This is a genomic window from Roseofilum reptotaenium CS-1145 (assembly GCF_028330985.1).
GTDB classification, from domain to species: Bacteria; Cyanobacteriota; Cyanobacteriia; order Cyanobacteriales; family Desertifilaceae; genus Roseofilum; species Roseofilum reptotaenium.
This window is the reverse complement of sequence record NZ_JAQMUE010000032.1, coordinates 1-26,597: the sequence shown is the minus strand read 5'-3', so window position 1 is coordinate 26,597 and position 26,597 is coordinate 1. Positions and strand designations below refer to the sequence as shown.

Genomic DNA, 26,597 nt, shown 5'->3' with positions numbered 1-26,597 from the left:
GGTTCACTCCTTTCAATGTTGGTCTTCTTTGGCTCAAGAATTGATGGATTCTAAACCTCATAAGCGCTTATTTTTCCAGAAGGGATTAAAGGCTCTATCCCTTATACGGTCTACTCTTTACCCCCCTTGTCACCCCTTAAGCCGGATTTCTTGTCAAGGGCAGCCGTCGGTTCGTCCGCTAGGAGAATTTTGGGATTACTGACGAGGGCGCGGGCGATCGCCACTCGCTGTCTTTGGCCACCCGAGAGGTTTTCGGGATAGTAATTAATGCGATTTCCAAGGCCAACGCGATCGAGCATAGCAGTAGCTTTTTTATCTAGTTTGGCTGGGGATATATCCTCGTGCAATTCAAGGGACATACGAACGTTTTGTTTAGCCGTGAGGAAATTCATCAGATTATGAGCTTGGAAAATATAGCCAATTTGCTTACGCAACTCGTTCAACTGTTCTTTCCTAGCGCCTTGAAATTCATTACCCAATATTCTCAGGCTACCATTCTGTGCTGATCGCAGTCCCCCCATGAGGGTCAACAAGGTTGTTTTGCCTGAGCCAGAGGGGCCAGTCATAATCACAATCTCCCCAGATTGAATCTCCAGGCTAATATCATGGAGAACTTGCTTTTTAAGCACACCAGTACCGAAATGGTGATTAAGATGATTAATGGCGATCGCGGATGTCGATTCAGGGACAAATGTTGTTGTATTCATTAAGACAGTTAAAGATTTATATTACTAAGCTGTAAACGGAGATATTAGCCAAAAATATCAGCGGGATCGGCAGAGCGTAGTTTTCGCAAAGCGATGAGGCCCGAACCGGCACACATGACCAGTGTTAACATCAGCACGATAATGGCACGCCCGGTTTTCATCACAACCGGCAAAGCCGTCACGTTGGCAGTGAGCTGATAAAGCCCTACAGAAAAGAAGAAACCAGGAATAAATCCGAACACCGCCAGGACAAGGACTTCTTGAACAAGAACACCATCGAGGTAGGAATCGCTGTAACCCATGGCTTTCAACGTGGCGTATTCCGGCAAATGGTCAGAGACATCGGTGTAGAGTATTTGATAAACAATTACCGTCCCGACAACAAAGCCAACTACCGCACCCAGATTAAAAATAAAGCCCGTACCCCCTTCACTGCAATAGACTTTTTCTAGCTGGATAAATTCAGCTTTGGTGACGACTTTAACATCGGGGGGTAAGCCCACTTGTAATTGTCCCTGGACTTGTTCGAGATCTGCACCCGGCTCAAGGGTAAGCAAGCCAATATCAACACGATTCGCCTGGCGGTTCGGCAATAAGGTGAGGAAAGTAGACAAACTGGCGATCGCGTTCCCTTCTGCACCAAAAGAAACTCCCATTGCAAACAAGCCCGTCACTTTCATTCGTTGGTCACTCACTTCTGTGATGGCAGTTCCTTGCTCTTGGAAGCGTTGGGCAATCGGGCCGAATTTACTCGACGAGGCACGATCAAAGAGGACTCGGTTAAGAAGCTTTAAGGATTGCACTCGTTCCACATCTTGGATGTTGCTAAAGGGCGATCGCTCGGGGTCGATACCCCACAGTAGAATGTCGTGATTGATATGGGTTTCCGGATTACGCCAGGAGGCCATGCCGATAGAGAGTGGCATGGCCGAGGCTACACCATCGTATCCGAGAGCTTGATAGAGTCGCTTGCGGGGGAAACTAGGCAGATTGATTAAGGTTTTTGCCCGGGGATCGAGTAACACTAAATCGACATCCATCTCCTGGTGTGGCTTTGTCGCACTGTCATACAGGGAATCTAACAAGCCCATTTGTATAAACATGAGAACGTCGGCAAAGGCAATCCCGGCAAGGGCGACAAGTAGGCGAGTTTTTTGCTTAACGAGCTGATGCCAAGCAAGGGGGGTTTTGCGGAAGTATTTTAGCAACATGGTTAGGTAGGCGATCGCAATTAGTTAAGTTGGATGGCAGTTTCGACTTGGAGATTGGTTAGACCAGAAACCCGTTGGCTGGCTTCTGAATCGAGGGCAATGCGCACTTCAATCACGCGGCTATCTAAATTGCTCCCCGGTTGATCGCTAAATACTGATTGTTTGCGGACGGCACGACCAATGTGGGTAACCATGCCCTGGATTGGGTCTTCCAATGCAGCCGCTACACCTGTGGCCATTTGTCCCAACTGCACTTGGCGAATGTCTGTTTCGTCAACTTCAGCAACAATCACCATTTCTTCTGTTTGGCCAAGTTCAACAATGCCTGCCCCGTCTGCACGTTCGCCTGGATATACATGAACTTCAAGTACCTGACCTGCGAAGGGCGCGCGCACTCGTGCTTGTTCTAAGTCTGTCTCAGCCAGAGCTAGGGCTTCGACTGCTGCATCGACTTCAGCTTGAGCCACAGCTACATCTTCAGGACGTACCTCTTGGAGCTGCTCGAGAGTCGCCTGAGCTGTTTTAATTTGCGCCTGTAGGGTTTGGCGATCTCGAACTTGGGCAGCCTCAGCTTCCAAAACCATGGCTTGTGCCGAGTCGAGAGTCAATGCTTTAGTGTCTCGCGCCGAGGCGGAAACAGCCCCATCTATATACAACTGTTCAAACCGTTCAAATTCTGTCCGAGCATTGTCAAGTTGAGCCTCCAACCGCTCTAGGGTGGCGGCTTGGGTGGTCATCTCCCCTGTCAGCTTGGCTTGGAGTTGGACGACAACAGCCTTTTGAGCAGCGATTTGACTTTTCTGATTTCCTGCTTGTACCCGCGCGAGCTGCTGTTGGGCTAACGTGACCTCTGTGCGAGCACGAGCAACCTGGTGTTGGAGACGGGTGTGGGAATCGAGTACAGCAACGATCTGATCCGCAGCGACTGTATCCCCAGCCCGGACGTGCAGCTCCGCGACCCGATCATGTTCCAAGGCTAACGGGGCTGATAGGGCAATTGCAGTCGAAGCGGGTTCCAGACGACCCAAAACAACCAGTCGCGAGGGTTTGACTGGAGTTTCTATCGCTTCAGGTTCCGAATGGGTGACGGGCCATTCAAACTTGCAACCAGCAATGCTGCCGAGCATGGCGACGAGCAGGCCGAGGCTCAAGCAGCGTAGGGGTTTTGACAGAGGAGAGGCATGCATGTTTTTAGAGCGAATGTTCATTCTTATAATAACAATCGGAAAGTAAACCTGTCAAGATAAAAAGAAAGAATGTTCATTCGCTTTATAACATAAGATAATAGAGCCACAGTAAAGATACTGTGCGCTCAAGCCAATCGCTCTGTCCAACCTACGAAAATTGTCCTAGTGAACCATGCCAAGAACCCGAGATGAAAAAAAATTTCAAGAAACCTGCGATCGCATCTTGAAAGTTGCCGCCCAATGCTTTTTAGAATCAGGCTTTCACGGAACCGGCATGGCCAAAATCTGCAAGGCTGTTGGCATGAGTCCCGGAGCGCTATACCGATACTTTCCGTCAAAAGAGTCCATCATTGAAGCGATTGTAGAAGAAGAGCAAGCCATAACCGCAACCTTGCTGGGGGAGTTAGCCCGCGCAGACGACAAAGCCATCGGTTTAGCAGACTTGATCGCCACCGGAATCGGCATAATCAATACCAATCGCCATGACTGTCAGCTTTGGCTAGAGATTCTAGCAGAAGCCGGACGCAACCCGGCAATCTCTGACCTCCTTCAAGCAACACAAGCGGAGACTTTGAAAGCAGTTGAGACAGCGATCCGCCAAGGGCAGGTAAGGGAGCAAATTGATGCGACGTTAATCCCTGAGATTACTGCTCAATTACTGATAGCTATGATAGATGGTACGATTGGACAATTGGTGATCGAACCATCGAACGAGCCAGATTTCTTTGCTGAAGGTACGAAACAAACAGTCCTGAAAATTTTGACTCCTAATCGTGTAGTGCTATAGCAAGGGAAGGGAAAGTTAAGATAGTTTCTGTTTCCTAAAACCACAATTGAGCTGTCATCACCCACTCATTCCTTGGGATATGACTCTTTGCGCTTAAAGACCACCAATGTAATATCATCGTACATGGTGTGGGAACCGATATAAGAGCGAATATCGGCAATCAGGCGATCGCGAATCTCTTCGGTTGAGTAATGCCACACCTGAGTAATGCGATCGCACAACCGATCTAAACCATAACGTTTACCATCACTATTTTCCGCTTCCGTAATTCCATCTGTATACAAAACACCGCCATCCCCTGGACTTAGATCTACCACAATTGAGTCAAAAAACTCAGAGACATCCTCTTGTAATCCTAACGGAATTCCCAAATCAATTGTATCAATGCGCTCTATCCTTCCATCTGCACGCACAATTAATAGCTCCTCATGTTGACCACTCAACCTGAGCTGTCCCTGAGTATAATCCAACATACTTAACGTTAAACTTTTATCCGATTTCATTCGTTGTACATTATGATAAATCGTGCGATTTAGAATATCCAAAAAGCGCTCCGGATCGGTTTCCTCTGCTTCCAACAACGTCCGGACTGCCGTTTGCACCATAATTGACAATACCCCACTTTCCAACCCATGACCCGTCACATCACCAATAGCAATTTTTACCCCTAAATCGTGAAGCAATACATCATAATAATCCCCACCCACCTCAAACGCTGGCTCCATAAATACAGCAAATGTCAATTCCGGAATAGCGGTCAACTCTTCTACTTTTGGCAACAATATTTTTTGCAACTTCCGAGTCACATCTAACTCAGAACTCATGCGTAAATTCTCCTCTTTAAGCTGCTGATTGAGTTCCAAAATTTCCCCATTAGCTTTAGCGAGGTCAGCTTGGGTTTTCTTCTGTCGCGTAATATCTCTAAATGTTCCCACATAAAACGTGCGATGCTCGCCTAAATTCGCCTTTGTTAAGGTTGCTTCTATTGGAAATTCTGCCCCATTCGATCGCAATCCGATCGCTTCATGCCTTCCCGGTTTGATCAGTTCTCGAATCACCGTTAACCGGTCCGCTAGGGGATCGCTTGGAATCGAAATCAATCGATCAATAGATACTCCCATTAACTCCGCCAGAGGATAACCAAAAATCTTTTCTGCACTGGGATTCGCTTTGCTAATTTCTAAATTATCTAGAGTAAACGTTAAAATCCCATCACTGGCCGTATTAAACACCGCCTGAGTTTTACTCACTGCTTCCTCTAGAGCCGCCATCACTTGATTGTAACGATGGGCAATTTGTCCCACTTCTGTAAAAGGTTCTACCGGTACGCGCAGAGCTAAATCCTGAGTATTAGCCTGCTCTTGCATCACTTGAAAGAGATCATGGATTTCCGTTTGTGCCTGATGCTCAGAAATATTCAAACCAATCTTTTCTTCCGCTAAAGAAACCCGTAAAGCAATCAACTGGTTTAGGCTCCATAAAATTCCATAGGTTAGAGAAAAAGCCCACACTCCAGCAACGATAATTCCTAACAGTTGTACCCCAAATTGTTCTCGAACCGTTAACCCCGTTCCCAGAATCTGGGGATCGCCAAACCAAGCAACGGCTAAGGTTCCCCAAATACCGGCTCCTCCATGGACTGCAATGGCATCAACGGCATCATCAATTTTAAGATCTTCCAACATTTGAGCGACAATCATCATAATCCCCGCTCCTATGATGCCAATTATGACAGCTTCTAATGTTGTGACGGCATGACAAGAAGCGGTTACGGCAACTAAACCAGCCAAAGAGCCATTCATTAAGGCTTCAACCTGGGGAATTTTGCGCCGATACCAACTAATGGCTGCACCGGTTAGCATTCCTGACGATCCGGCCATCATGGTATTGACCATAATTCCGGGGACTTGGTCATTGAGGCTTAACGTACTGCCCCCATTAAAGCCTAACCATCCGAACCATAACAGTAGAGTTCCTAAGACAGCAAGTTGCATATTAGATCCATGGATTTTACGGGGGTGTCCCGAATATCGAAATCGTCCGGAACGGGGCCCAACCACGGATAGTGTAGCTAAAGAAACCCACGCCCCAATACTATGAACAACCGTTGAGCCAGCAAAATCGACAAACCCCAGATTCCGTAACCAACCGGAGGTATTTTCTACGTTCAGACCATTCCAGGCCCAACAACCGAAAATGGGATAAATGAGGCCAGAAACGAGACCGGCAACCACGAGATAGGAGATAAATTTCATCCGTTCTGCGACTGCACCTGAGACGATGGTGGTGGAGGTGCTGCAAAACATGGTTTGGAAGAGGAAAAAAGTGGCAACTGAGGGGGTACTAATATTAATAAAAAAATTACTGATGCCCAGCCATCCACTGGGATTTTCCCCGAACATCAGGGCATATCCGATCGCCCAAAATAGGGTAACAGAGATGCCAAAATCGGCTATATTTTTAACGGCAACGTTGATGCTGTTTTTGGAACGAGTCAGGCCAGATTCTAAACACATGAATCCGGGTTGCATGAGAAAGACTAGCCCCGAACAGACAAGAACCCAAAGAATATCAGTCACATTCATAAAGCAGGGGGATCGGCGATCGCCCCAAGGTAACCAGCTCTCAAGGGAATGATCTTTAAATTTAGTGCGGAAAACACTCCAAACACCCAGACGCGGAGAATGGGAGAAGTCCCTCTCTTACGGGAGAAGGCTTGATCTCCAACATTATACAATGGAGATTACCGATCGCAGGTCTGGCAGGCATCACTATGTCTATGTTTTTTCATGAAGAATTACACCGCACAGCCCCTATTATGGCCAAGCTCAAGAGTTTTCCGATCGCCATTTGTGGTGCCGGTGCCTTGGGGGGAAATCTGACGGAAAATTTGGCCAGAACTGGACTGACTCAGATTAAGGTGATTGATGACGATCGCATTGAGGAGCGTAATCTCTCAACCCAACCCTATTATCAATCGGATGTGGGCGCTTATAAAGTTAAAATCCTCACCAATACTCTCTATCGAGCGTTAGGGATAAGTTTACAAGGAATGAATCAATGCTTAACCGACGACACCGTTCATAAATTGCTCAAAGGGTCCTCTTTGGTGATTGATACGTTTGATAATAGTCCCAGTCGCCAAAGCGTCAAAGATTATTGCACAACGCACCAAATTCCCTGCTTACATATTGGATTAGCCACTGACTATGCGGAAATCATTTGGAACAATCTCTATCGCGTCCCTTCACCGGCTAATGATGATGTTTGTGACTATCCCTTAGCCCGTAATTTGGTCTTGCTCGCAGTAGCTGTAGCGTCCGAAGTTATCTTAACGTTTATTCGCGATCGCCAGCAGGACAACTATACGATTACATTTGCCGATTTTGCCATTACTCCCCTGCCCATTTCCGATGACCGGAAACAAGTGAATCGATAAAATCATCTGATCGCATAACCCTAAAGTCGTAGACGATAAGAGTAGGGCGCTGCCCTCATTCTTTCTTCATTCGAGGATTAACCTATGAATAGACCATCTGTAGCGATCCTATCTATCCTAGCCGGGGTGATCTCCTCCCTGACTTCCCTAAGCAGTCTAGCCCAAACTACCCAGAAAACCATCAGTCCTGGGTTTCAACCCATGGAACTCACGGGTACATCTGGTGGACCCACTGCGGGTGATTGCGGCAATTTAGCGGCTGCGCCCAATGTGAGACTGACTGTCACGGCCGATACTTCCATTCATTTCCGCCTGCAAAGTTCCGGTAACCCCACCCTCAAAATTGACGGCCCCCAAGACTTTGACCTCTGTGTGCCGGCCCATGATGGCTCAACCGTCGAAATTCCGGGTCAATGGCCTCCAGGGGAATACCAAATATTTGTTGGCGATCTCGAGGGCGGATCTCATGGATATACCCTGAAAATTTCTGAGCAATGAGCATTAAATTTGAAGAAGTGATGGGCCAACCCCAAGCAGTGAGGTTGCTCAGTCAGGCGATTGACAAAAATCGTATTGCCCCCGCCTATTTGTTTGTCGGACCTGATGGCATTGGTAAGCGCTTGAGCGCTCGTTATTTTGTCGAGTATCTAGCCAGTCGAGAAGATACTCCAGAACACCTAGCACGGATGAGAAAACGTATGGAACAGGGGAACCATCCTGACCTGTTATGGGTGGAACCCACATATCAACATCAAGGACAATTGCTGTCGGTCACTCAGGCAAAAGCTGAAGGGGTGAAACGGAAAGCACCGCCCCGAATTCGGATTGAACAAGTGCGAGAAATTAGTCAATTTCTCAGTCGTCCCCCTTTGGAGTCCCCCCGGTCTTTAGTGGCGATCGATCGGGCAGATTTGATGGCGGAAGGGGCGGCTAATGGGTTATTGAAGACCTTGGAGGAACCGGGTCAAGCGACGATTATTGCGATCGCCTCTTCTGAGGCTGCCCTGTTGCCCACGATTGTTTCTCGCTGTACCCGAATTCCTTTTTATCGTTTGAGTCCAGAGACATTGGCGCAGGTTTTGCGATCGCGCGGTTATGAGAAAATTGTCGATCACCCAACCGTGATGGCCTTAGCTCAGGGGAGTCCTGGGGAAGCGATCGCCGCTTTTGAGCAGTTACAAGCTTGTCCACCAGAACTCTTACAGTCTCTACAAAATCTTCCCCCCACTCCTCGAGAGCGATTAACCTTAGCCAAAACCATTCCTCAAACCTTAGATACCCCCACCCAACTGTGGCTGATTGGCTATCTGCAACAGTTCTATTGGCAAAATCACCAGTCTTCCCAAACGCTACAACCGTTAGAAAAAGCCAGTCGTGCCCTTCTGAGCTATGTCCAACCCCGATTAGTTTGGGAGGTCACCTTATTGGCGATGGGGAGTGGGCAGTAATAAATAAGGCGTATTTAAATTCTGTAATTTCTCTGATAACAAATTAAATTCACCCAATAAGAGGATGTTTTCTCGCGATCCCTTATGGGAAGATTAACCCTGTCGTGCTTCAAGTCAGGGTTTAGATGCGCCGATTATCCGGGTTCAATGTATTCAAAAAATATGTTAAACAACAGAGATTAATGATTCTCTGTTGGGTGCAAATTTTGGCAACTTTAGGATTAATTGGAGGCTTATTTTCCCCCACAGGAGCACCGACAGTTGACGGAGATCGGGCCCGCAAGCGGCAGTTGCCTGGATTTACGGTATCAGCCAAATTAGTTAATCTCTCTACAGAACATCTGTTTGCAACTCCCAACTCCGTAGGGGCGATCGCCATTGGAGTGGCTGAAGGAACCCGTACCCCTAACGGAGGATATACCGATCTCTACTTTGGCCATACCGATCCGGGAAACTCCAAACATAACCTAGGAACCTTCGCCTATCAACATGGTGCAGACAGCCCCGAAGAAGCAGACTTCAAACAACTGCGACGACTTAAACCGTCCATCCTCCAACTCCAAGAAGAAGCTCAAAGCATTGGCATTCACCTGGGCACCTTTGAATTGTTAGCTGGAGTGGATTTAATCAATCAATCTCCCCTAGCTGGAAAAGACTATATTCAACACCTCAAAACCTGTTACCAACTGGAAGAAGACCTAAAAAAAGCCATACTCTGTGCCCGCGTGCGCTCTTTCGTCAATCCCACCACCGGAGAACTAGAAGCCGATGGACTGGGTTCCTATCGCAGTACCGTCCGAAAAGATCAAAAGCGGCGCTTAGATGGGATAGAAAGGGTACTCAACTCAAAGAATAGGTTTGGGCACACATCAATCACTCATCAGTAACATCAGTACAATTGCCCTGAGATTGACTGTAGCTACAGATGATTCTCCGGCTCATTATTTACAATAGAGAGAATACCCTGCCAACAATCGGTTGACAGGCGATACTAGGGTCAGGGTTCATCCGATTTAGTTCTGGATTACTCGATAAAGAGATAATTTATAGCGTATGGCGTTCCATTCAGACTTGAGTGACTACTTTGATTGGACTCAGAAAATGGGTAAGTTAGATTTTTCTCACTTGCGTTGGTTGTCCGTGAATGTTGAAAGTACTATGGCTCAAGGGGTTGAAAGACAATGAGTCAACTCAAACTGCGGATACAAGTTGAAGGGAATACGGAAGGAACCGTATTGGTTGAAGATAATCCCTTTGTTTTAGGGCGATCGCCAGATTGTAGCCTATGCCTCCCTTTTTTTGGTGTTTCCCGTCATCATAGTCAAATTATTGCCCGTGGGAATGGATGGCTCATCGAAGATATGGGCAGTCTCAATGGCACATTATTAAATGGATTACCCGCCACATCTGCACAATGGATTCATCATGGGGATGTGGTGCAAATTGGAGTTGTGTCTCTGGTGGTTCTCATTCTGCAACCCTCTGGAGAGGAGATTTCTAAAGGGCCAGAATTGAGTACCGATGGTACAACGATTCTCCGTAATGTTAAAGATCTGCAACGATTATGGCTGCAACCCCATAATGAACAAGATACCGCCAGCAGCAACCGTAAGGCGATCGCCCGGCTCAAAGATCTCGTAGACATCAGTAAAGGCCTCAACTCCGCTGGTTCCCTCGAAGCCATCTTTCTCCAAGTCCAAGAAGCCGTTTTCCGAGACCTCAAACGCATTGACCGTCTAGCCCTCCTAATTGACTTAGAAGCCATTGGACAACTCAAATTAGTTCGCCTAGCAACCCGTCATCAAGGTCAAGATACCCTCACGGCTGATAGCAGTTGGATTTCCCACAGCATCTGTCAAAAAGTCTTTGTCGAAAGAGTCGCCATTCAAACCGCAGACGCACAAGCCGATGAACGCTTTGAAGGGGAAATGAGTATCCTCAGCAAAGGTATTCGTTCTGCTATGGCTGTTCCCCTGTGGGAAGAAGAACAAGTCTTTGGCGTTCTTTATGCCGATGCCCATGTTTCTTCCCAGTACACCAGTGTAGAAGCAGAAGAAGACCTCAGTTTTTTCTCTGCTCTAGCCAACTTAGTCGCCTCTTCTGTACAAAGATGGCTTCTAGAAGAAAAACTCAGAGATGAAGAAAATATTCGTCAGCGTCTCGAACGCTATCATACCCCTTCCGTTGTCCAGCAAATGATGGCAGCCGGAGCGCTCACCGAGGGTCGTTTACCCCTAGCTGAATATGAAATTAGTATTTTATTTGCCGATATTGTGGGCTTTACTGCCCTCTCTGAACGGCTTTCCCCCTCAGAAATTGCCGAACTTTTAAATAAGTTCTTTGAAGAAATGCTCCAGGAAGTATTTGTAGCTAAAGGAACGTTAGATAAGTTTATTGGCGATTGCATTATGGCCTTTTTTGGCGCTCCAGAAGTGCAACCGGATCACGCAGACCGGGCAGTGGCAGCCGCTAGAGGCATGCTTACTCGCTTAGAGCATTTAAATAAAACCAAGCGTTTAAATGAACCCTTACAACTGAGAATTGCCATTAATAGTGGAAAGGCAGTCGTCGGTGATATTGGGAGTTCCCAGCGAGTCGATTATACGGTATTGGGATCGACCATCAACTTGGCTTCTCGTATGGAAGGGATTTGTCCTCCTGGAGAATGTGTGGTCAGTGAAAAAACTTATAAGTTATTGCGCGTTCGTCGGGGATTTATGCCCATGGGAAGTTATCGCTTTCGGGGTATAGAACGACCGATTAGAGTTTATCAAACGACGCGCACTATTCCTGAAGAAACAGAAACTAACACAACTCAGATACAGGAATAATCTTTAATGATATATCGTTTTATTAGTGAGTATTAACTCCCTTTTAAATATAAAAAATGCTTGCTACAAATGCGTACTCATAGGGGCAAGGCAGTCCTTGTCTCTACCCTGGTTGTCATGTATAGCAGAAATAAATCGATTTGATATACAGCGCTTTGCTTGCCTTATGAAACACAAGCTTAAATCCTCTCTCTCCATGTACCACAACCCTATTCCCCAGGGCAAAGCACTGTAACTCAGCAGTCCTAGTAATTGACAGATATCACTTATTTGTATTATTCTGTAGTACAGATCAGCCATCTGCTCTAATGCTGGACAGGAGAGGATTATTCCCATGCCTTATGAACATCTGCAATTTGCCCAAGCCAAACCCGTACTCTCTTGGGCAAACCACCCCCTAGCCCACGACGAAACCCGCATGGCAAAAAATGTGGCTTCCTTGCCCTTTGTCTTTAAGCATGTGGCGTTAATGCCAGATGTTCATTTAGGTAAAGGAGCCTTAGTTGGCTCGGTTATTGCCACCAAAGAAGCCATTATTCCTGCCGCCGTAGGTGTCGATATTGGCTGTGGTATGGCAGCCGTTAAAACCCCTTTTAGCGCCGATCAACTTGAGGGTAAACTGAAAAAGATTCGCCAAGACATTGAATCCGCAATTCCGGTAGGCTTCAATGACAACAAAAATATCGAAAAAACGGTCACCAATTGGCAAGGATGGCAAGACTTTAAGGATTTACACAAAGGGGTGCAAAACCTAGATGGTAAAGCCATGAAACAAATGGGATCTTTGGGGGGTGGCAACCATTTTATTGAAGTTTGCCTCGATACAGAAGATCAAGTTTGGTTAATGCTCCATTCCGGTTCTCGGCATATTGGCAATCGATTGGCTCAGAATCATATTCACACAGCCAAGGACCTAGCGAAGTTAGCAGAAACTTCCTTGCCTGACCCCGATTTATCCTATTTTGTCGCTGGGACTCCGGAATTTACTGCCTATTGGCACGATTTACAATGGGCACAACAGTATGCTCGGTTTAATCGGGATGTGATGATGGCGAGATTAAAGCGCATTATCGAAAAACACCTCACTGGAGGTAAACCGATGAAACCTTTACTTGAGGTAAATTGCCACCATAATTATGCCGAACAAGAAACCCATTTCGGTGAATCGGTGTATGTAACGCGCAAAGGTGCGGTACGAGCGCAAGAAAATGATTATGGGATTATTCCTGGTTCCATGGGTGCAAAATCCTATATTGTCAAAGGAAAAGGCCATGTGGACAGTTATTGCTCTTGTTCCCATGGTGCGGGGCGATTAATGTCTAGAACCAAGGCGAAAAAATCCTATACTCTCGATGATTTGATTGCCCAAACCGATGGCGTTGAATGCCGTAAAGATGCAGGGGTTTTAGATGAAATTCCAGGAGCGTATAAGCCCATTGAGCAGGTGATGAACAATCAGTCTGATTTAGTGGAAGTGGTTGCTACTCTAAAGCAAGTCGTTTGTGTGAAAGGCTAATCGAGCAGTGAACTCGTTAAGTTAGGACGGTTAGGTTATTGTTTGAGGCAATAGGCACGAATAGCAATAGAAAGTCTCCTAACTTTCCCTTTCACTGCTCTATGATTTCTCTTGAAGTTTGCTATTCATCGATCCTTGGGAGGCAAGTTACTCTGATACCATTGTTGTATGATGTTGTGCTGAACAATTGGATCGGAGTAACTTGCCTATCCAGGGGAATCGATGAGTTACAGAAATGGATAAGTATTGGGGAGGAATTTCCCAAGAGCTTAAACCAATTTCAAATTCGGATAAGCGGCTAAAATATCATCACTGGTAAGGGTATCCCCACTGGCTTGGGGAGTCCAAAGAACTTCGATCGCCAATAGATTATCTTCCCCTAACGATCCCATTTGACTCAGGGCACGTCGCAAGTCTTGAGAACCATTAATTGCAGGTAACTCTAATTTGCCGAAGGTGGCTGCGACTAAAGTCACTACAATATATTCACCAGAGGCTTGCCCTAACTCGTCAGTTGCTTCTCCCGGTAATGCACCCTTACTTTCTGCTTGTTTAAGCTGGTTATTGTAATTGGTGAGAGTTTCTTCCGTGAACTTACTGCGCTCGGCAATGGAGAATTGGTTAAACTTAGCTTCTGCTGTATCGAGCCGTCCTGGAGAGCTTTCGGCACTACCATACACCCAATATTCTGGATGGCGCAAGAGGGAAAGAGTCGCTTCTTGTAGAATTTGGGCGCGTCCAGCACCGGTAGTGGGGTCGCTGGTTTGAGCAATTCGGTCTAAGTCAGTTTGCAAGCTACGTGCATCGGCTAAGAGTCCCACTTGCACTTGAGCAACGGAGGTCGTGGGATTCGAGCTACCGGCGACCATTTCCGTATCCCCATCCCCCAGGCGGCGCATGGTTTGCATCAGGAAGTTGGCGATCGCCACAAAAATCAGGATTGTAAATAGCCCACCAAACCCTCCTCCAAAGCCGAAGAAGGGCAGTAAAAAGGGAAAACCGAATCCCCCCCCAAAGCCATATCCACCCCCTGTATAGGTACGGCTAGGGGCACTATAGGTGCGGCTGGGAGCGCGGAATGAGCCGCCCCCAATGCGTCCGCCGGTTCGGGCAGCTAGGGCGCTGGTAGCACTACCCAAGGTGATGGAAACCATCAAAACGATGAGTACTAGGGATTTCCAGGCATGTTTGCGATTGAGCCAAGATAAGTTTTTCATGGGTTATGGTATTGAATATCTTGATGACTAGAATGAAAGGAAAACGAGATCGGGTTCTCCTCCCTTTAAAGTATCTTTAGATTAAACTCTTGGAATTGTCGGTTATCCCCCTTTGCAAAGGTTGGGTAACCTGAATTCGAGAATAATGGCGGGTAGGGTGAGTAGGGCATAGAGTTGTCGAAGTTGAATCCATCGCTTATGCTCTTGCCCACCCTACGATGATTGGCAATTATCAATGGTTCTTTCCCAGGAAACCCCAATGTTGACGATAACAAATGTGAAACTGAGAATATTGGCGATCGCCGTAATGCTGACTCCCCTCGGCTTTGCTCTTCCCATTGAAGCAAGCCAGGTCTTGCCTTCCAATACCCATTCTCCCTTAGTTCTGTCTCAGTCTGATTGGCAAACCTATACCAGAACCGGACACTTTAGAGTCGAGATGCCAGGACAACCCGAAGAGGAAAGGAGTTCTGAAGATTTTGGCGGTGAAACTCTGACCATTGAAGAAATTCAATTTGAAGACGAAGAGGGAATCTATGGAGTGTTTTATATGGAGTTGCCCACTGAATACCTCCAGCAAGCCAGCGATAAACAGATTCTCGACGAAATGAGCGATAGCTTTCTAGAGGGGATGGAAATGCCAGACCTCAAAAGCCAGGAGCAATTGATCGATCTCAATGGCTACCCTGGTCGTGAATACCGCGTCACTGAAATTGAGGGGGAAGGGTTGCTAGTTCTGCGCTTGTATCTAGCAGAAAACAAAATTTACTTCCTTGTTAGCGCATCTTCAGTGGCTGATTTAGTTGAGCGCTTTATGAATTCCTTTGAGTTGTTATAGCCAGAAACTCGTTAAGTTCGGATAGTTAGGCAATAGGCAGTAGGCAATAGGTAAAACAAAGTTTTTTACCCTAGCCTATTGCCTCATTTATTCTTCTGACTCTTCTGGAGAAGGTTCTGGAGAGGGTTCCGGTGTTGGTGAGGGGTTTAAGCTCGGAGAGGGTAGGGGGCCGGGTTCCTGACCTTTTTTCAGGCGCACCAGCAGGTCATAGCGGGTGGTACGGGGGCTAGTAATAGCAGAGGTTACGCCAATGGAGTCAAACGCCTTAAAGAGATTCGCTTGATCCGGAGGCATAATAATCGGTAGGGGGAGATTTTGGTTAAACAGGCGCTCGATATCGGCGTAAAAATAACCACTTTGGGGACTCAGACCTTCGGGAATACTGGTTGTGAAGCTTTCGCTACTCGTGAGGGGATCTTCAGGAGGGGTGATGATACGGTTGGAGATGGGTGCGCCAAAGGTCATCATAACTAAGTCATCACTTAACCAGGCTCGACTAATGTCAATAATCCCAAAGGGAAGTTGCCATTGAGTAACTTCGGTTTCACCGATGGTTTCCGAGTTAATTTGCACCTGATATTGATCTTGCATGGCTTGGTCGAGGCTGGCAAAGGTTTCGTTAGCCGCTTCTCGATCGCCGGTATTCACCATCACCGCAAAGCCAAATGGAATCGGAGACGTATTTTGATCGGCAGGAATCATGGCGATCGCAAATGCACCATTCATCCACTTAAGTAAATCTTCTTCTAAATTTAATCCCGTGGTGTCCAATAAACCTTGTTTTAAGCCTTCTGGATTTAAGGGCGCTAAGGGATTCCCTTCCACACCTGTGGCATATTGATTCCACGCCTGATTCAAATTACTGCCGGTGAGCATCATCAACGTATCACTGGGAAGATAATTGCCCAGATCCAAGCTTAGGCTATCGGTTGTTAATTTCCGATCCGCTTGGTTACTCAGCCAAGTAATCCCCTTAAACACTAAACCATTCGAGGCCACTTCTAACGTAGCCGCTAATCCCTGATTAGTTTGAATCTTGTCCAATTCTTCTGGGGCGATCGGGCGTACAGAATTGGCGGCAGCCACTCTAGTGGCTTCGGGAATATTTACATACATGCGTGCCAAACCTGAAGACGTTCCCAACTGCTCTAAAGCATTTTTATATCCTGGAGTCGAAGCCACAGAAGCCGATCCTTTAAAGGTATCAATGACCCGTTCCGTGGCTTCTGGAGCGCTACTAATGACCAAATATCGGCCATCCAAAACTGTCGAAGAAAATACCACATCTGCATCGGGTTTGGTTTCTTGGATTTCAATATCCTTATACGTGCGTTGGGTCAGTTCTTGATCGACTAATTTGCCCGAAATTTCTTTTGCTTTCAACGGATTGGCAATGGGAACAATCATCACCCAAGAGGGTTGTTCCACCATCACTATCCGTTCTTCTTCAGAGAGGGATTCATCCTCAGCTATTTCTGGCGCTAAATAGGCCCAGGTCACCTCTTGTCCCACCCAAGGCTGAATATCTTGGAGGTAATCTAATTTCGTTTGGGTTTGAAATTGATAGCGCAGTTGGGCTAAACTGTCGTCTAATGCTGCTTGAGTATTGGGAGTACCAAACGAGCGTAAATTTTCCCATTGACGCTCATTGGTGGATAAAGAAATGGTCATCAGGGAATCTTGAGGAACCACATTGGCTCCCAGTTGCATATCTTTAGGAACTTGAGTCCGTCCAACGAATAGCCAATAAGCCAGGCTACCGGTTGCACCCAGGACAATGATTCCAGCGATCGCCAGTAACCCTAGCTTTTTTTTGGAATCTGAAAGATTTTGCAGCACAGTTAGAGGGGTTTTATCGGTCATAAAAATTAAGGGAAAAGCAAGAGGCAAAAGGCAACAGGCAATCCAAGAAAACCTAGGTTTACCCAATTTATGGGGAAGAGAGGATACTTAATTCTATGCGATCGCCATCCTCAAGAGGTCGAGAACTTTGCAAGACATAGCGTTCCCCAGGTTCTAAACCGGAGACAATTTCCACTTCACCATCGCGGGTTGTTCCCAGGATGACCCGTCGAGAGGTTACGATGTTTCCACTGGTCTCATCAATCAGAAATAGGGTAGCATCCTCACCTTCTCGGTTCACCAAGGCCCTTTGGGGAACCCGGATCGTTTGGCGATCGCCCACTTCAAAGTTCGCTCGGGCTAATAATCCACTCCCTAAGCGCCCACTACGATTAGAAATGGTTACTTCCACGGGAATTAACCGCGCCACCGGATCGGCTGCTGGGGAAATGCGGGTGACTTCTCCCGCAAATTCTTGGTCAGGAAAGGCATCTAAAGTCACCGACACATATTGCCCCAGATGGATTTGATATAAATCTAATTCTGAGACTTCCACATTCACTTTCACGCGGCTAAAATTGCCAATTCTGAGCAACTCATCTCCGGGTCTTACCACCGTACCTGATTCTGTTTGTCGGTTTAAAATAGTGCCAGAAATAGGGGCTTCGACTTCCGTATAAGATTGACGCTCTTGGGCTTGACTGAGAATGGCTTGTTGGGCAGTGACTCGCTCTTGAGCTGCGGCGATGACCTTATTTTGGGTAATGATCTGAGCTTCTGCTGCCGAGAGAGCTTGTTTAGCTCTTTCGGCAGAAGTGCGGGCTAATTCCGCATCTTGTTTAGAAATGGCTCCTTCTTTATACAACGTTTCCAAACGTTGGGCATCGGCTTCAGCTTGGCTTAATTCGAGTTTGGCGATTTCAATTTGGGTTTGTAACTGGCGAATCTGGCTTTCACTTTGGGCAACTTCTACCCGACGAGCCGAGAGTTCTGCCTGAGCTTGGTTAATTGCTGCGGTGGGTAAGGCTTTATCAATTTCGGCAATCACTTGGCCTCGACGGACACGATCGCCCACATCTACACTCAGATAAAGGAGCTGTCCTTCACTTTGCGATCGCAATGTCACTTCCTGAATCGGTTCTGTGGTTCCCGTATAGGTTAAACGCGTTCCGCGATCGCTAGCCGCAACCGTTGCCACATCCACAGAAATGGTCTGGGGTTGATTGGCGACGGGTTGGGAAAAGGCACTTGATTCAGGACGCGGGAGCAATTTACATCCCGTGGTTGTCAACAGTAGAGCCATCAGTAAGAGTAATTGCACAGGAGGATTTTTAATCGCGATCGGCTGATTTTCGGTGAGTGTATCGCGCCCTAGACTCACATTCCGATCCGATACCTTAAATTGACTGAATCGATCCCGTTGCCTCATAAACCAAATTGGGGTTAAGGTGACATCTGCATAGCCAGAGAAAATCCTTGGAGCTGTTGTCCACAGGATTTTCCCTTTATTGTAAACAATTGTGCCCTTCACTGGTGCGCATTTCTCGATTAACCGCGATCGCAGGATTTACTCTCTTAGTTAAACTAGCCCTATGAACAAACCAACGAAACGCTCTAATTTTATCTTCTCTATTTTTGCTCTCACCCTTGCTCTAACTAGCTCTAATTTCATCATAGGGCAAGCGGTTGCTCAAGCGAAGACCATCACCCTAACGATGCAATTTTTTGGGACGAGGCGTGAGGTAATTGGGCAAGGTCAATTCAGTTATGATGATTCCGAACCCTATCGAACGATTCAAGATGTAGACTATTTTGCCATCTCAGATTTTGAAGCTACGTTTAAGAATACTCAAACCTGGTCTTTAGATGATTTGGTTTCTGGCGATCAACCTTTATTATGGGCCCCAGAAGGAGAATCCTATCCCACACCGCGCATTGCCACTATTGGTGGATTTGGTGCGTTGACCCAGGGATGGGCATTTTTTAAATCCAGAAGTGTTGATAGTGAAAATTATGGGGTACTCCTGATTAAAAACCCCGCTTATCGGAATCAGGGTGATTTTGCCCTCACGGTCGGAGTGCAAGATGTTACCCAAGGAGGGGTTTTTGAAATTCAAGAGGCTCCGTCTACTTCTTCGGTGAGTCTGGATTCCCAGGCTCAATTGAATGGATTTTGGAAACTGGGATTAGTAGGTGTGGGTATATTTTAGGGAATAATTAATCGTTAAGTATTCTATTGGCGATCGCTGTAAACTTTAGATAGAGTAGGGTGCCCTGCACTTTTGTGAACGCACCCTACGGGATTTGCTTACGCTATTACCCGGAAAAAGTTTATGATTGCTAAGTTTCCTATCCTCAACTGGTTCTCTTCTGTTTTAGCTGGCACTGTAACCCTAATAACTCTGGGGGGTGTGGTTCCTGAAGCGGCTAAAGGGGAAAGTATAACGTCACAGATTGCCCAAATGGATCGCAGTGTCCCCCAAAATCTATACAATACGGGGCAAACTTCCCTAGAACAGCACAATTATCAACAAGCCCTTACTTATTTTAATCAGGCGATCGCCATCAACGGTGAGTATGCCCAAGCTTATCAAGGCCGTGCTTTAGCCCGCGATGCCATGGGAGACTCGGAGGGGGCAGTCTCTGATTTACGCACCGCTGCCAGCTTCTATTGGAAACAAGGCAATGCTGTAGCTGCTTATGAGGCGATTCGGTTGATTGAGCAAATGGGTAAAAAATTTGTCTGTCGCCAGAGTGGAGGGCAGTGGCAAACAGTCATGAACCTAAAGTCGAAAACCTATCCGTTGATTATCTGGCACGATCGCAGGGTATGGGATGTTGACGGTAATGGAAACCCAGTTTTTCTGGGGCAAGATTCCATAGTGACGACGACAAGAGCCGAAAAAAATACCGAGTTATCAGCTCAAGGACGTTGCGCCAGTGTTTCCGAACGGTTGAATAGTATTAGTGATGCTTTGATGCATAGGGGAGCGCAACACTTATTCAGAGTCGCCACCCTGGAAAGGACAGTGGAAGAAAGCACACGAACCGGCCAAGTTTTAACCTTGGAGCATAAGATTCAAGTGGCGTGTATTCCCGATATTCAAGGAGTCTGCGATCGACAAAATGCCATTTTTACCCTCACAGGACAACCTGAGGGTGAGGGCGTTACGGAAAATAATCAAAAGCGTCTGGAGCGCTTGACTCGTTTGATCGATCACCCCGGTTCCGGTGAACCGATTCATAATTAACGAACCCTGCTCAATTGCTCTAAACCTTCTCTAATTTGGGTGGGGTTTTGGATCTGTAGGGCTTGGTAATATCGATCGCCACCATCAGCCAATTCCCGGAAAGCGGCGATCGCCCGTTTCAAGGGTTCTCGTACCGGATATGCTGCTTCTGCTTTGATAAAGCTGCGATCGGGTAAGTCTCCATGGTAGGCGAGGATCGCTAAGTCAATCAGATCTCTAGAGAGTACGGAGCTATCCATCCAGCGATCGCTATTGGCTAACAACTTTTCTGCTGCGCGATCGATTAAACTCAAGCTAGGCACGGGACACCACTCTAGGGTGTCTGGATCGTCTAGCTCAATGCGTCCTTCAGAAACAATTTCCAAGCGAATATTTACGTCATCAATCATAATGGGAAACCGAACCCCGTAGCGATCGGCTCTAATTTCCCTGGGAAAACTTAAGCCTTCTGTATTCTTAAATAGCGCTGCATATTGCTGGGTAAAAATCGCTTCACGCAATTGCCGATATCCTTGCCGATCTGAGCAAAGAAAGTCAATGTTCTGACTCTGGCGATATTCACCATACATCAAGGCTAATAAGGTTCCTCCTCCAAAATAAACGTTGCACTCTTGCAGAAAATCCGCCCGCAGTTGATGCAAAATTTGTACAATCCTCTGATATTGAAAAGACTCTTCTAAGGCTTCAGTATGAATAGTCGATTCTAATTCATCAATCAGTAAAATACCATCTTTTGCTCTCGGAAGCTGCAAGGCGATATGTAATAAACGACGAACTCCATCGCCAAATGTATTTAGGGGAGTGAGTCCAAGTTTCTTATGTTGAATATAAATACTGGCTTGATGACTTACCGTTTGGGGATTGATCAATATTTCTAAATCTTCAATATCATCATCCATAATCTTGAGTAATTGGATGACATCAAACTTAAAATTTTCAAAGCTTGCTTTGGATAGTAGCCGAAGTTGACCAAAGTTAGAACGATGGGACTCAGGGGTTATAATAGCGATAGGTAACGAAAGTTTTTTCCATTCTTTTTTTAATTCGGGGAAAATCGAAGCTTTTCCCGTACCCTCAAATATAATCTTTCGTTCTACTCCTACAGGAATCATACCCTTCAGATTAGGGGATTTTGGGTTTTGTGTTATTTCGATATCCAGTTCTAACCGAGAGCTGGTTTCTTGAAATTCTTTTTCATATTCTTCAAAAACATCTTCAGGAGTCACAGGTTCAGGTTTTACAAAGAAGCGGATTTCTTCTCGATCTTGATAATTGATGGCGATCTCTTTAATTGCTGAAGCACCTTGGCTGGAGATTTTAATTCCGGTTGGAATTGACTCTGCTTCGAGTATTTGAGGTTGTTTCGGAAATAACCATTGGAGAGATTCAAACCTGGAACTGGGGAGTCTAAGTGCACCTTCTCTGAGTCTGGATAAGGTCAGCCAAGTTTTGATATCTAGGGGATTAGCATACAAAAGTAGTGCCTCTAGAACACTGGTTTTACCACAGTTATTCATCCCAACCAGGAGATTAATCTGTCCGAGGTCTTTGAGTTCTAAATCTTGTAGTCCTCGAAATTGATGGATGGTTACCGTGTCTAGAGGATACATGAGTATAGAGCGCTTGGCGCTGGTAATGGGTAATAGGTCAATGGTATTAGAAAAACCTACTACAAAATACCGATCGCATGTAAAATGCCTTTACCACTAAACAATTCCACCAGTAGGGCAATGAAGCCCAGCATCGCTAACCGACCATTCCAGACCTCAGCGCTGGTGGTGATGCCCATTTCCCAGCGCTCTTGAGGATACATTTTTAACTGATCGGAAGGACGCACAACATCCGAGAATTTCTGACTGGGAGAGTTGAGCGAATCAATCACTAAGTCAGCTAAATCATTAATAAATCCGGCATGGGTATCGAGAGCAGGAACGCGGCGGAAATTGGTAATTCCGGCTTCTTCAGCGACTTCTCGATATTCAATATCGATTTCTTGTAAGGTTTCAATATGTTCGCTCACAAAGCTAATGGGAATCACCAGCACATCTTTAACTTGTTTTTCTCCCAACTCTTCTAGAGCATCTTCTGTATAAGGTTGTAACCATTCCACCGGGCCGACGCGGCTTTGATAGGCTAGGGTATAGGGATTGGGACGGTTAAGAGTTTTGACGATTAGGGATGTACAGGCTTCAATTTCTCTTTGATAGGGATCGCCTGCTTCTTCTACATAACTAACGGGAACCCCATGGGCGCTGAAAAACAGATGTACTCGATTGGGGTTTTCAAATTGGTCTAATTGTTGGGCAATTAAGTCTGCCATTGCTTGGAGATAGCCGGGGCGATCGTACCAGGAGGAAATGAGGCTATATTTAATGTTATCCCCTAGTACCCGGTCTTCTTGCCACAGTTTTTCTAGGACTCGGAAGCTCGAACCACTGGTGCTAATGGAAAACTGGGGATAGAGGGGCAGAATGACCAGATGATCGATTTTATCTTGTTTGATTTCGGCGATCGCATCTTCCGTAAACGGATACCAATAGCGCATTCCTACATATATTTTTGCTTCTTGTCCCTTTTGAGCTAAACTTGCTTCTAAGGCTTGTGCTTGTTCTTCCGTAATTCTGCGTAATGGAGACCCGCCACCAATTTGCTTATAATTCTCTTGAGATTTCTTGTAGCGACTACTGGAAATAAACCAGGCTAGGGGTTTCTGTAACCAGGTCACCGGCAATCGGATAATTTCTGGATCGGAAAATAGATTAAATAAGAACGGGCGAACATCCTCTAGTTTTTCCGGCCCACCTAAGTTTAAGAGTAAAACCCCAACACGACCCATAATTTCTTTGGTTTCCTTGTAAGTAACTATCTTATCTTTGTTACTGATTTTAACATTAATAGTTCTCTCTTAACATACCTCTAGGAGAGAAACTTTAGCGATAGAGGGTTATTCAACCCGGTGGTGGGCAAAGACAGGACACAAGCCATCGGGACTAACGCGAAATTCAAACAGGGCCGAGGCTGGGTTCCAACAGCGATGTCCCCGATAATGGGCACAGTTGCCACAACAATCAAGATTGGCTGGCATTTTGGGCATCCCTTGGTCTAGTAATTCTCGTTGAGATAGACCCCGAATCACTAACTCTTCTCCTTGCCAACGGGCTTCCAAAATGCCGGTGTCGCTGAAGTGTTGCCAACGGCGATCTCGGGTAATGGGTTCGGGTAACTCAATCTGAACCGTGGTCTCTAATTCCGTTAATTCTCCTTCATAATGGGTTTCGGGAGCGGCTGGTTGAATGAAGGTCTCACCGATAGGTAATTCTACTCGTTTATTCGATTGAGGACAATGGAGATGATAGCGATTTTGCAGTTCTTCTAAACCGGCTAAATCTTCTAGATAAGAAGGACTGCCATGGAAAAAAATAATGTGTTGGGGACGAATATTATGAATTAGTTGGGTGGTTCCTAAGCCATCACAATGTTGGGAAAAGAGATACGTTTCAAGTTTCACCCCTTCAATCAAATCTAAGGTTTGGGTGAGTTGGGGCGTATCTTCAGCATATTCAGAGAGCAAGACTAACCAGCGATTGGGGTTAGGTTCAAGCCACTGGTGGAGATTCGATTGGCGATGGGCAACAACGATAGAGGGATATCGGGGAAGTTGTCCAGAGTCGTGATTAGACGGAAGGCGACGCAATTGGGGGCGGACGCGCTCATCCCAAAATAGAGATTGATGTTGGGCAAAATTTTGCACATTGCTGGGCAGATGGGGCAAAATCTCTAGGTAGGCATCGCAGCCTCTAGCAATGGTTTCATCCACCCAAATATCGATATCTTGCCCCGTAAACTGATGGTGAGAGCGCAGTAGCATCAGCAATTCTTGACCAAGACCGAGAACGGGAACTGGTAGCAATACTGATTTTTTCTGCTTCAGGATAGTGTAAATTCGCGAAGCCAGATGGTTTTCTTGATGACGGCGGTTGGGATGACGAGCGGTTCCATAACTGGCTTCGATAATCAGCACATCCGGTTGCAGTCCTCGGACTTCTTCAATCCTCATTCGTTCCACAAGCCGGGAGTTGGAGGAAAAGTAATCTCCGGTGTAGAAGAGGGTGTAGCGGCGCTCTGGAGCGGTGTAGGTGAGGAGCAGGGAGGCGGCTCCAGGCAGATGACCGCAGGGATAGAGTTCGGCGCTTAGATGGGGTTTGAGCAGTTGGGGCGATCGCCACTCTAAAGCCTGACCAGTTTCCGCTTCTAGTCCATGTAGAGAGAGGAGTTGCCGGGTGACTTCACTGCCATAAATCGGCACATCGGGAAACTGAAGCGATAAACTGGGAAGCCCGCGACAATGGTCAGGATGGGCATGGGAACAGAATACGATATCCGGTGGCTCAATGGAACGAAGGGGGTCTATCTGATGTAAACCGCAGTCAAGCAGGATACGATAGGGGCCCATCCGCACCAGTAGACAGACTCCATCCCCAGATTGACCGGTACCGTAGGGAATGCATTCAAGGGTAACCAAGAGTTGACACGCCAGTAAGGTGGGCAAGAGAATGAGCGATAGTATTCAAATTATACAACTGTTGCCCGGCCCACCCTGCGGATAATTTAATGGGCAGAACCGTTACCGTGGTAGTTGTCGGAATCGTAGAACCCGTTCTTGGTGCCAAAAAATAAGGTGGTTACGGTAAAGATGACAGTAAGAATGACTAAAACCAATTTAATATCCATCGTCTTGTGATTATGATTTAAGGTTTTCAGTTGTGAATGATAGCGTATTAGGCCGAGGGGCGATCGCTAGGGTTTAGATGCGTTCTGCGTTAATCAGAGTTTGATTCCGGGTGTGGCTGGATTTGTTCCGCTTCTGGGCACTCTTCCGAGACCAGGAATTCACTATTGCCCTTGGGGAAATTAGAGAGCTTTTGGGTGACTGCACCAATGCTTTCTAGGCGAACCATTTCTTCCCAAGCACAGATCTCATCCTCCTCTTCTGTTTCATACCGAATCGTGACTAAATCTCCTTCGATTTCTAGAACGCGGGCGCGTTCTATCCAGCGTTGCTGGTCTCGCAAGAAAATCCAGATTTCACGACCCTCGGAGCAGAGTTGATAGATCTTGCGATGTAGCATAATTGGCTAGTGATATGTGGCTTTATAATTGGGCTTCTCAAATGTTATCGCTTATTCTAGCCATAGAACCATACAATTTGGGCAAATTTGCTAAATTGAGCAATTTTTTTGGGGTCTGAGCCAATCTTCTTCCCGGAACCTGGAGAGTTTGCTACCCTAGAGGATGCCCTATCTGCCCTTTAGTCTCATGTTGCTCCATCTCTCCACCTGGCCAGAAGTTGAAGAGTACCTTAAAACCTCTACAGGCTTAATTTTGCCCATTGGCTCGACAGAACAACACGGGCCAACGGGATTAATTGGTACAGATGCGATTTGTGCAGAGGCGATCGCCAAAGGAGTCGGTGAAAAAACTCATGCCCTAGTTGGCCCTACCATTAATGTCGGCATGGCTCTCCATCACACGGCTTTTCCCGGAACCATGAGCCTCCAACCCTCTACATTGATTTTGGTGATTAAGGACTATATCACCTATTTAGCCCAAGCGGGGTTTACCAAATTCTTTTTTATCAATGGTCATGGGGGTAATATGGCTCCCATGAAAGCGGCCTTTTCTGAAGTCTATACCCATCTAGCCCAATTAAACATTGACCCGGAAGGAAAAGTCACCTGCCATTTAGCCAACTGGTTTATGTGTCGCAGTGTCTATAAACGGGCCCAAGAGTTGTATGGCGATCAAGAAGGATCTCACGCGACACCGAGCGAAGTAGCACTGACTCAATATGTTTATCCCGACTCTATTAAAACTGCACCCCTGTCTCCAGAAGTCGGCAAAGGTCACCCCATCACCACCCCAGCAGAATTCCGTCGCCATTATCCTGATGGTCGCATGGGGTCAAATCCTGCGTTAGCCACGCCAGAACATGGCAAAGAGTTTTATGAGTTAGCGGTGGAAGAGCTGAGTACAAGCTATGAGAAATTTGTCGGGAAGACAGCTCTTTCTCGGTAGATTTGTGGGGAGGGCGGGTTTACTTGCAATAGTTGTCAGTCTACAAGATTTGGGTATAACCCGCCCCTACAGATCTCTGTCGCGTAAATAAATAGATTTGATATTAGGCTCAAGGGGTGACAAGGTAGCTCAAAGGTCGCTATGGCGACCTTTTTCGGTGGTATTTTGCTGAAAAGATCAACTGAAAGCTGGCGAACGCTAAAAGAGGTAAAGTGGTCGGGTAGAGACCACCAAAAATGTAAATGTTC

21 protein-coding genes and 2 pseudogenes are annotated in these 26,597 nt (G+C 46.5%); 12 read left to right on the top strand and 11 right to left on the bottom strand.

All coding sequences use genetic code 11. From position 1 onward, the window contains the following. A pseudogene (locus PN466_RS26620) lies at positions 1–118 on the top strand (IS4 family transposase); the annotation flags it as partial. 22 nt (positions 119–140) lie between these two features. On the opposite strand, the pseudogene PN466_RS04815 reads toward PN466_RS26620, so the two are convergent. The 3 genes and pseudogenes from PN466_RS04815 to PN466_RS04805 form a co-directional block, all read right to left on the bottom strand. Beyond that, positions 141–707: pseudogene (locus PN466_RS04815) on the bottom strand (ATP-binding cassette domain-containing protein); the annotation flags it as partial. A 44-nt stretch (positions 708–751) separates the two neighbouring features. Then, entirely contained in the window at positions 752–1,918 is a 1,167-nt protein-coding gene (gene devC / locus PN466_RS04810; RefSeq protein WP_271937411.1) for an ABC transporter permease DevC, read from the bottom strand. A gap of 20 nt (positions 1,919–1,938) precedes the next feature. Then, positions 1,939–3,105: an HlyD family efflux transporter periplasmic adaptor subunit gene (locus tag PN466_RS04805; RefSeq protein WP_271937409.1), complete on the bottom strand. Its 1,167-nt coding sequence runs from the start codon at positions 3,103–3,105 to the stop codon at positions 1,939–1,941. A gap of 172 nt (positions 3,106–3,277) precedes the next feature. Between PN466_RS04805 and PN466_RS04800 the strand changes: the two genes are divergently transcribed. Next, entirely contained in the window at positions 3,278–3,892 is a 615-nt protein-coding gene (locus PN466_RS04800; RefSeq protein WP_271937408.1) for a TetR/AcrR family transcriptional regulator, read from the top strand. 65 nt (positions 3,893–3,957) lie between these two features. On the opposite strand, the gene amt is transcribed toward PN466_RS04800, so the two are convergent. After that, positions 3,958–6,477 (bottom strand): ammonium transporter, encoded by a 2,520-nt coding sequence (gene amt, locus PN466_RS04795; RefSeq protein ID WP_271937407.1) that lies wholly within the window; start codon positions 6,475–6,477, stop codon positions 3,958–3,960. A 188-nt stretch (positions 6,478–6,665) separates the two neighbouring features. Here amt and PN466_RS04790 point away from each other — a divergent pair, with 188 nt between their 5' ends. The 6 genes from PN466_RS04790 (at position 6,666) to PN466_RS04765 (ending at position 13,126) form a co-directional block, all read left to right on the top strand. Then, positions 6,666–7,331, top strand: a complete 666-nt coding sequence (locus PN466_RS04790) for a ThiF family adenylyltransferase (protein WP_271937406.1) — start codon at positions 6,666–6,668, stop codon at positions 7,329–7,331. Positions 7,332–7,415: 84 nt separating this feature from the next. Then, positions 7,416–7,829 (top strand): hypothetical protein, encoded by a 414-nt coding sequence (locus PN466_RS04785; protein ID WP_271937405.1) that lies wholly within the window; start codon positions 7,416–7,418, stop codon positions 7,827–7,829. Further along, positions 7,826–8,779, top strand: a complete 954-nt coding sequence (locus PN466_RS04780; protein ID WP_271937403.1) for a DNA polymerase III subunit delta' — start codon at positions 7,826–7,828, stop codon at positions 8,777–8,779. Before PN466_RS04785 ends, PN466_RS04780 begins: the two co-directional genes overlap by 4 nt. A gap of 125 nt (positions 8,780–8,904) precedes the next feature. After that, the gene (locus PN466_RS04775; protein ID WP_271937402.1) at positions 8,905–9,666 is read left to right on the top strand and encodes a hypothetical protein; all 762 of its coding nucleotides are present in this window, start codon (positions 8,905–8,907) and stop codon (positions 9,664–9,666) included. A 294-nt stretch (positions 9,667–9,960) separates the two neighbouring features. Continuing rightward, a complete protein-coding gene (locus tag PN466_RS04770) occupies positions 9,961–11,610 on the top strand; it encodes an adenylate/guanylate cyclase domain-containing protein (protein ID WP_271937401.1) in 1,650 nt (549 codons plus the stop codon). A gap of 334 nt (positions 11,611–11,944) precedes the next feature. After that, entirely contained in the window at positions 11,945–13,126 is a 1,182-nt protein-coding gene (locus PN466_RS04765) for an RtcB family protein (RefSeq protein ID WP_271937399.1), read from the top strand. Between the two features lie 269 nt (positions 13,127–13,395). Here PN466_RS04765 and PN466_RS04760 read toward each other — a convergent pair whose 3' ends face one another. Further along, positions 13,396–14,343 (bottom strand): DUF1517 domain-containing protein, encoded by a 948-nt coding sequence (locus PN466_RS04760; protein WP_271937398.1) that lies wholly within the window; start codon positions 14,341–14,343, stop codon positions 13,396–13,398. Positions 14,344–14,602: 259 nt separating this feature from the next. Between PN466_RS04760 and PN466_RS04755 the strand changes: the two genes are divergently transcribed. Continuing rightward, positions 14,603–15,181: a hypothetical protein gene (locus PN466_RS04755; protein ID WP_271937397.1), complete on the top strand. Its 579-nt coding sequence runs from the start codon at positions 14,603–14,605 to the stop codon at positions 15,179–15,181. Between the two features lie 87 nt (positions 15,182–15,268). Here PN466_RS04755 and PN466_RS04750 read toward each other — a convergent pair whose 3' ends face one another. Together PN466_RS04750 and PN466_RS04745 are read right to left on the bottom strand one after the other, a co-directional pair. Next, the gene (locus PN466_RS04750) at positions 15,269–17,044 is read right to left on the bottom strand and encodes a DUF3352 domain-containing protein (protein ID WP_271937395.1); all 1,776 of its coding nucleotides are present in this window, start codon (positions 17,042–17,044) and stop codon (positions 15,269–15,271) included. Between the two features lie 67 nt (positions 17,045–17,111). Beyond that, complete coding sequence (locus PN466_RS04745) at positions 17,112–18,554, bottom strand: efflux RND transporter periplasmic adaptor subunit (protein ID WP_271937393.1); 1,443 nt, start codon at positions 18,552–18,554, stop codon at positions 17,112–17,114. Between the two features lie 61 nt (positions 18,555–18,615). On the opposite strand from PN466_RS04745, the gene PN466_RS04740 reads away from it, so the two are divergent. Beyond that, positions 18,616–19,233, top strand: a complete 618-nt coding sequence (locus PN466_RS04740) for a hypothetical protein (RefSeq protein ID WP_271937391.1) — start codon at positions 18,616–18,618, stop codon at positions 19,231–19,233. 123 nt (positions 19,234–19,356) lie between these two features. Further along, entirely contained in the window at positions 19,357–20,274 is a 918-nt protein-coding gene (locus PN466_RS04735; protein ID WP_271937389.1) for a tetratricopeptide repeat protein, read from the top strand. Here PN466_RS04735 and PN466_RS04730 read toward each other — a convergent pair. The 4 genes from PN466_RS04730 to PN466_RS04715 all read right to left on the bottom strand — a co-directional run bounded on the left by PN466_RS04730 (position 20,271) and on the right by PN466_RS04715 (position 25,403). Continuing rightward, complete coding sequence (locus tag PN466_RS04730; RefSeq protein WP_271937388.1) at positions 20,271–21,884, bottom strand: nucleotidyl transferase AbiEii/AbiGii toxin family protein; 1,614 nt, start codon at positions 21,882–21,884, stop codon at positions 20,271–20,273. The genes PN466_RS04735 and PN466_RS04730 overlap by 4 nt on opposite strands. A gap of 59 nt (positions 21,885–21,943) precedes the next feature. Further along, positions 21,944–23,110, bottom strand: coding sequence for a ferrochelatase (gene hemH / locus PN466_RS04725; protein ID WP_271937387.1), 1,167 nt, complete (start codon positions 23,108–23,110; stop codon positions 21,944–21,946). 108 nt (positions 23,111–23,218) lie between these two features. After that, positions 23,219–24,823, bottom strand: coding sequence for an MBL fold metallo-hydrolase (locus PN466_RS04720; protein ID WP_271937386.1), 1,605 nt, complete (start codon positions 24,821–24,823; stop codon positions 23,219–23,221). Between the two features lie 271 nt (positions 24,824–25,094). After that, positions 25,095–25,403, bottom strand: a complete 309-nt coding sequence (locus PN466_RS04715) for a DUF6679 family protein (protein WP_271937384.1) — start codon at positions 25,401–25,403, stop codon at positions 25,095–25,097. A gap of 187 nt (positions 25,404–25,590) precedes the next feature. Here PN466_RS04715 and PN466_RS04710 point away from each other — a divergent pair, with 187 nt between their 5' ends. Continuing rightward, on the top strand, positions 25,591–26,349 hold the full coding sequence (locus tag PN466_RS04710) for a creatininase family protein (protein WP_271937413.1): 759 nt from the start codon (positions 25,591–25,593) through the stop codon (positions 26,347–26,349). The last annotated feature ends 248 nt before the right edge of the window (positions 26,350–26,597 follow it).

Coding starts and splice junctions, on each gene's coding strand:
- PN466_RS04760 (WP_271937398.1), bottom strand. CDS start 14,343: ATGAAAAACTTATCTTGGCTCAATCGCAAACATGCCTGGAAATCCCTA.
- PN466_RS04740 (WP_271937391.1), top strand. CDS start 18,616: ATGAACAAACCAACGAAACGCTCTAATTTTATCTTCTCTATTTTTGCT.
- PN466_RS04730 (WP_271937388.1), bottom strand. CDS start 21,884: ATGTATCCTCTAGACACGGTAACCATCCATCAATTTCGAGGACTACAA.
- PN466_RS04715 (WP_271937384.1), bottom strand. CDS start 25,403: ATGCTACATCGCAAGATCTATCAACTCTGCTCCGAGGGTCGTGAAATC.
- PN466_RS04790 (WP_271937406.1), top strand. CDS start 6,666: ATGTCTATGTTTTTTCATGAAGAATTACACCGCACAGCCCCTATTATG.
- PN466_RS04750 (WP_271937395.1), bottom strand. CDS start 17,044: ATGACCGATAAAACCCCTCTAACTGTGCTGCAAAATCTTTCAGATTCC.
- PN466_RS04785 (WP_271937405.1), top strand. CDS start 7,416: ATGAATAGACCATCTGTAGCGATCCTATCTATCCTAGCCGGGGTGATC.
- PN466_RS04775 (WP_271937402.1), top strand. CDS start 8,905: ATGCGCCGATTATCCGGGTTCAATGTATTCAAAAAATATGTTAAACAA.
- hemH (WP_271937387.1), bottom strand. CDS start 23,110: ATGGGTCGTGTTGGGGTTTTACTCTTAAACTTAGGTGGGCCGGAAAAA.
- amt (WP_271937407.1), bottom strand. CDS start 6,477: ATGAATGTGACTGATATTCTTTGGGTTCTTGTCTGTTCGGGGCTAGTC.
- devC (WP_271937411.1), bottom strand. CDS start 1,918: ATGTTGCTAAAATACTTCCGCAAAACCCCCCTTGCTTGGCATCAGCTC.
- PN466_RS04800 (WP_271937408.1), top strand. CDS start 3,278: ATGCCAAGAACCCGAGATGAAAAAAAATTTCAAGAAACCTGCGATCGC.
- PN466_RS04770 (WP_271937401.1), top strand. CDS start 9,961: ATGAGTCAACTCAAACTGCGGATACAAGTTGAAGGGAATACGGAAGGA.
- PN466_RS04805 (WP_271937409.1), bottom strand. CDS start 3,105: ATGCATGCCTCTCCTCTGTCAAAACCCCTACGCTGCTTGAGCCTCGGC.
- PN466_RS04710 (WP_271937413.1), top strand. CDS start 25,591: ATGTTGCTCCATCTCTCCACCTGGCCAGAAGTTGAAGAGTACCTTAAA.
- PN466_RS04735 (WP_271937389.1), top strand. CDS start 19,357: ATGATTGCTAAGTTTCCTATCCTCAACTGGTTCTCTTCTGTTTTAGCT.
- PN466_RS04765 (WP_271937399.1), top strand. CDS start 11,945: ATGCCTTATGAACATCTGCAATTTGCCCAAGCCAAACCCGTACTCTCT.
- PN466_RS04755 (WP_271937397.1), top strand. CDS start 14,603: ATGTTGACGATAACAAATGTGAAACTGAGAATATTGGCGATCGCCGTA.
- PN466_RS04780 (WP_271937403.1), top strand. CDS start 7,826: ATGAGCATTAAATTTGAAGAAGTGATGGGCCAACCCCAAGCAGTGAGG.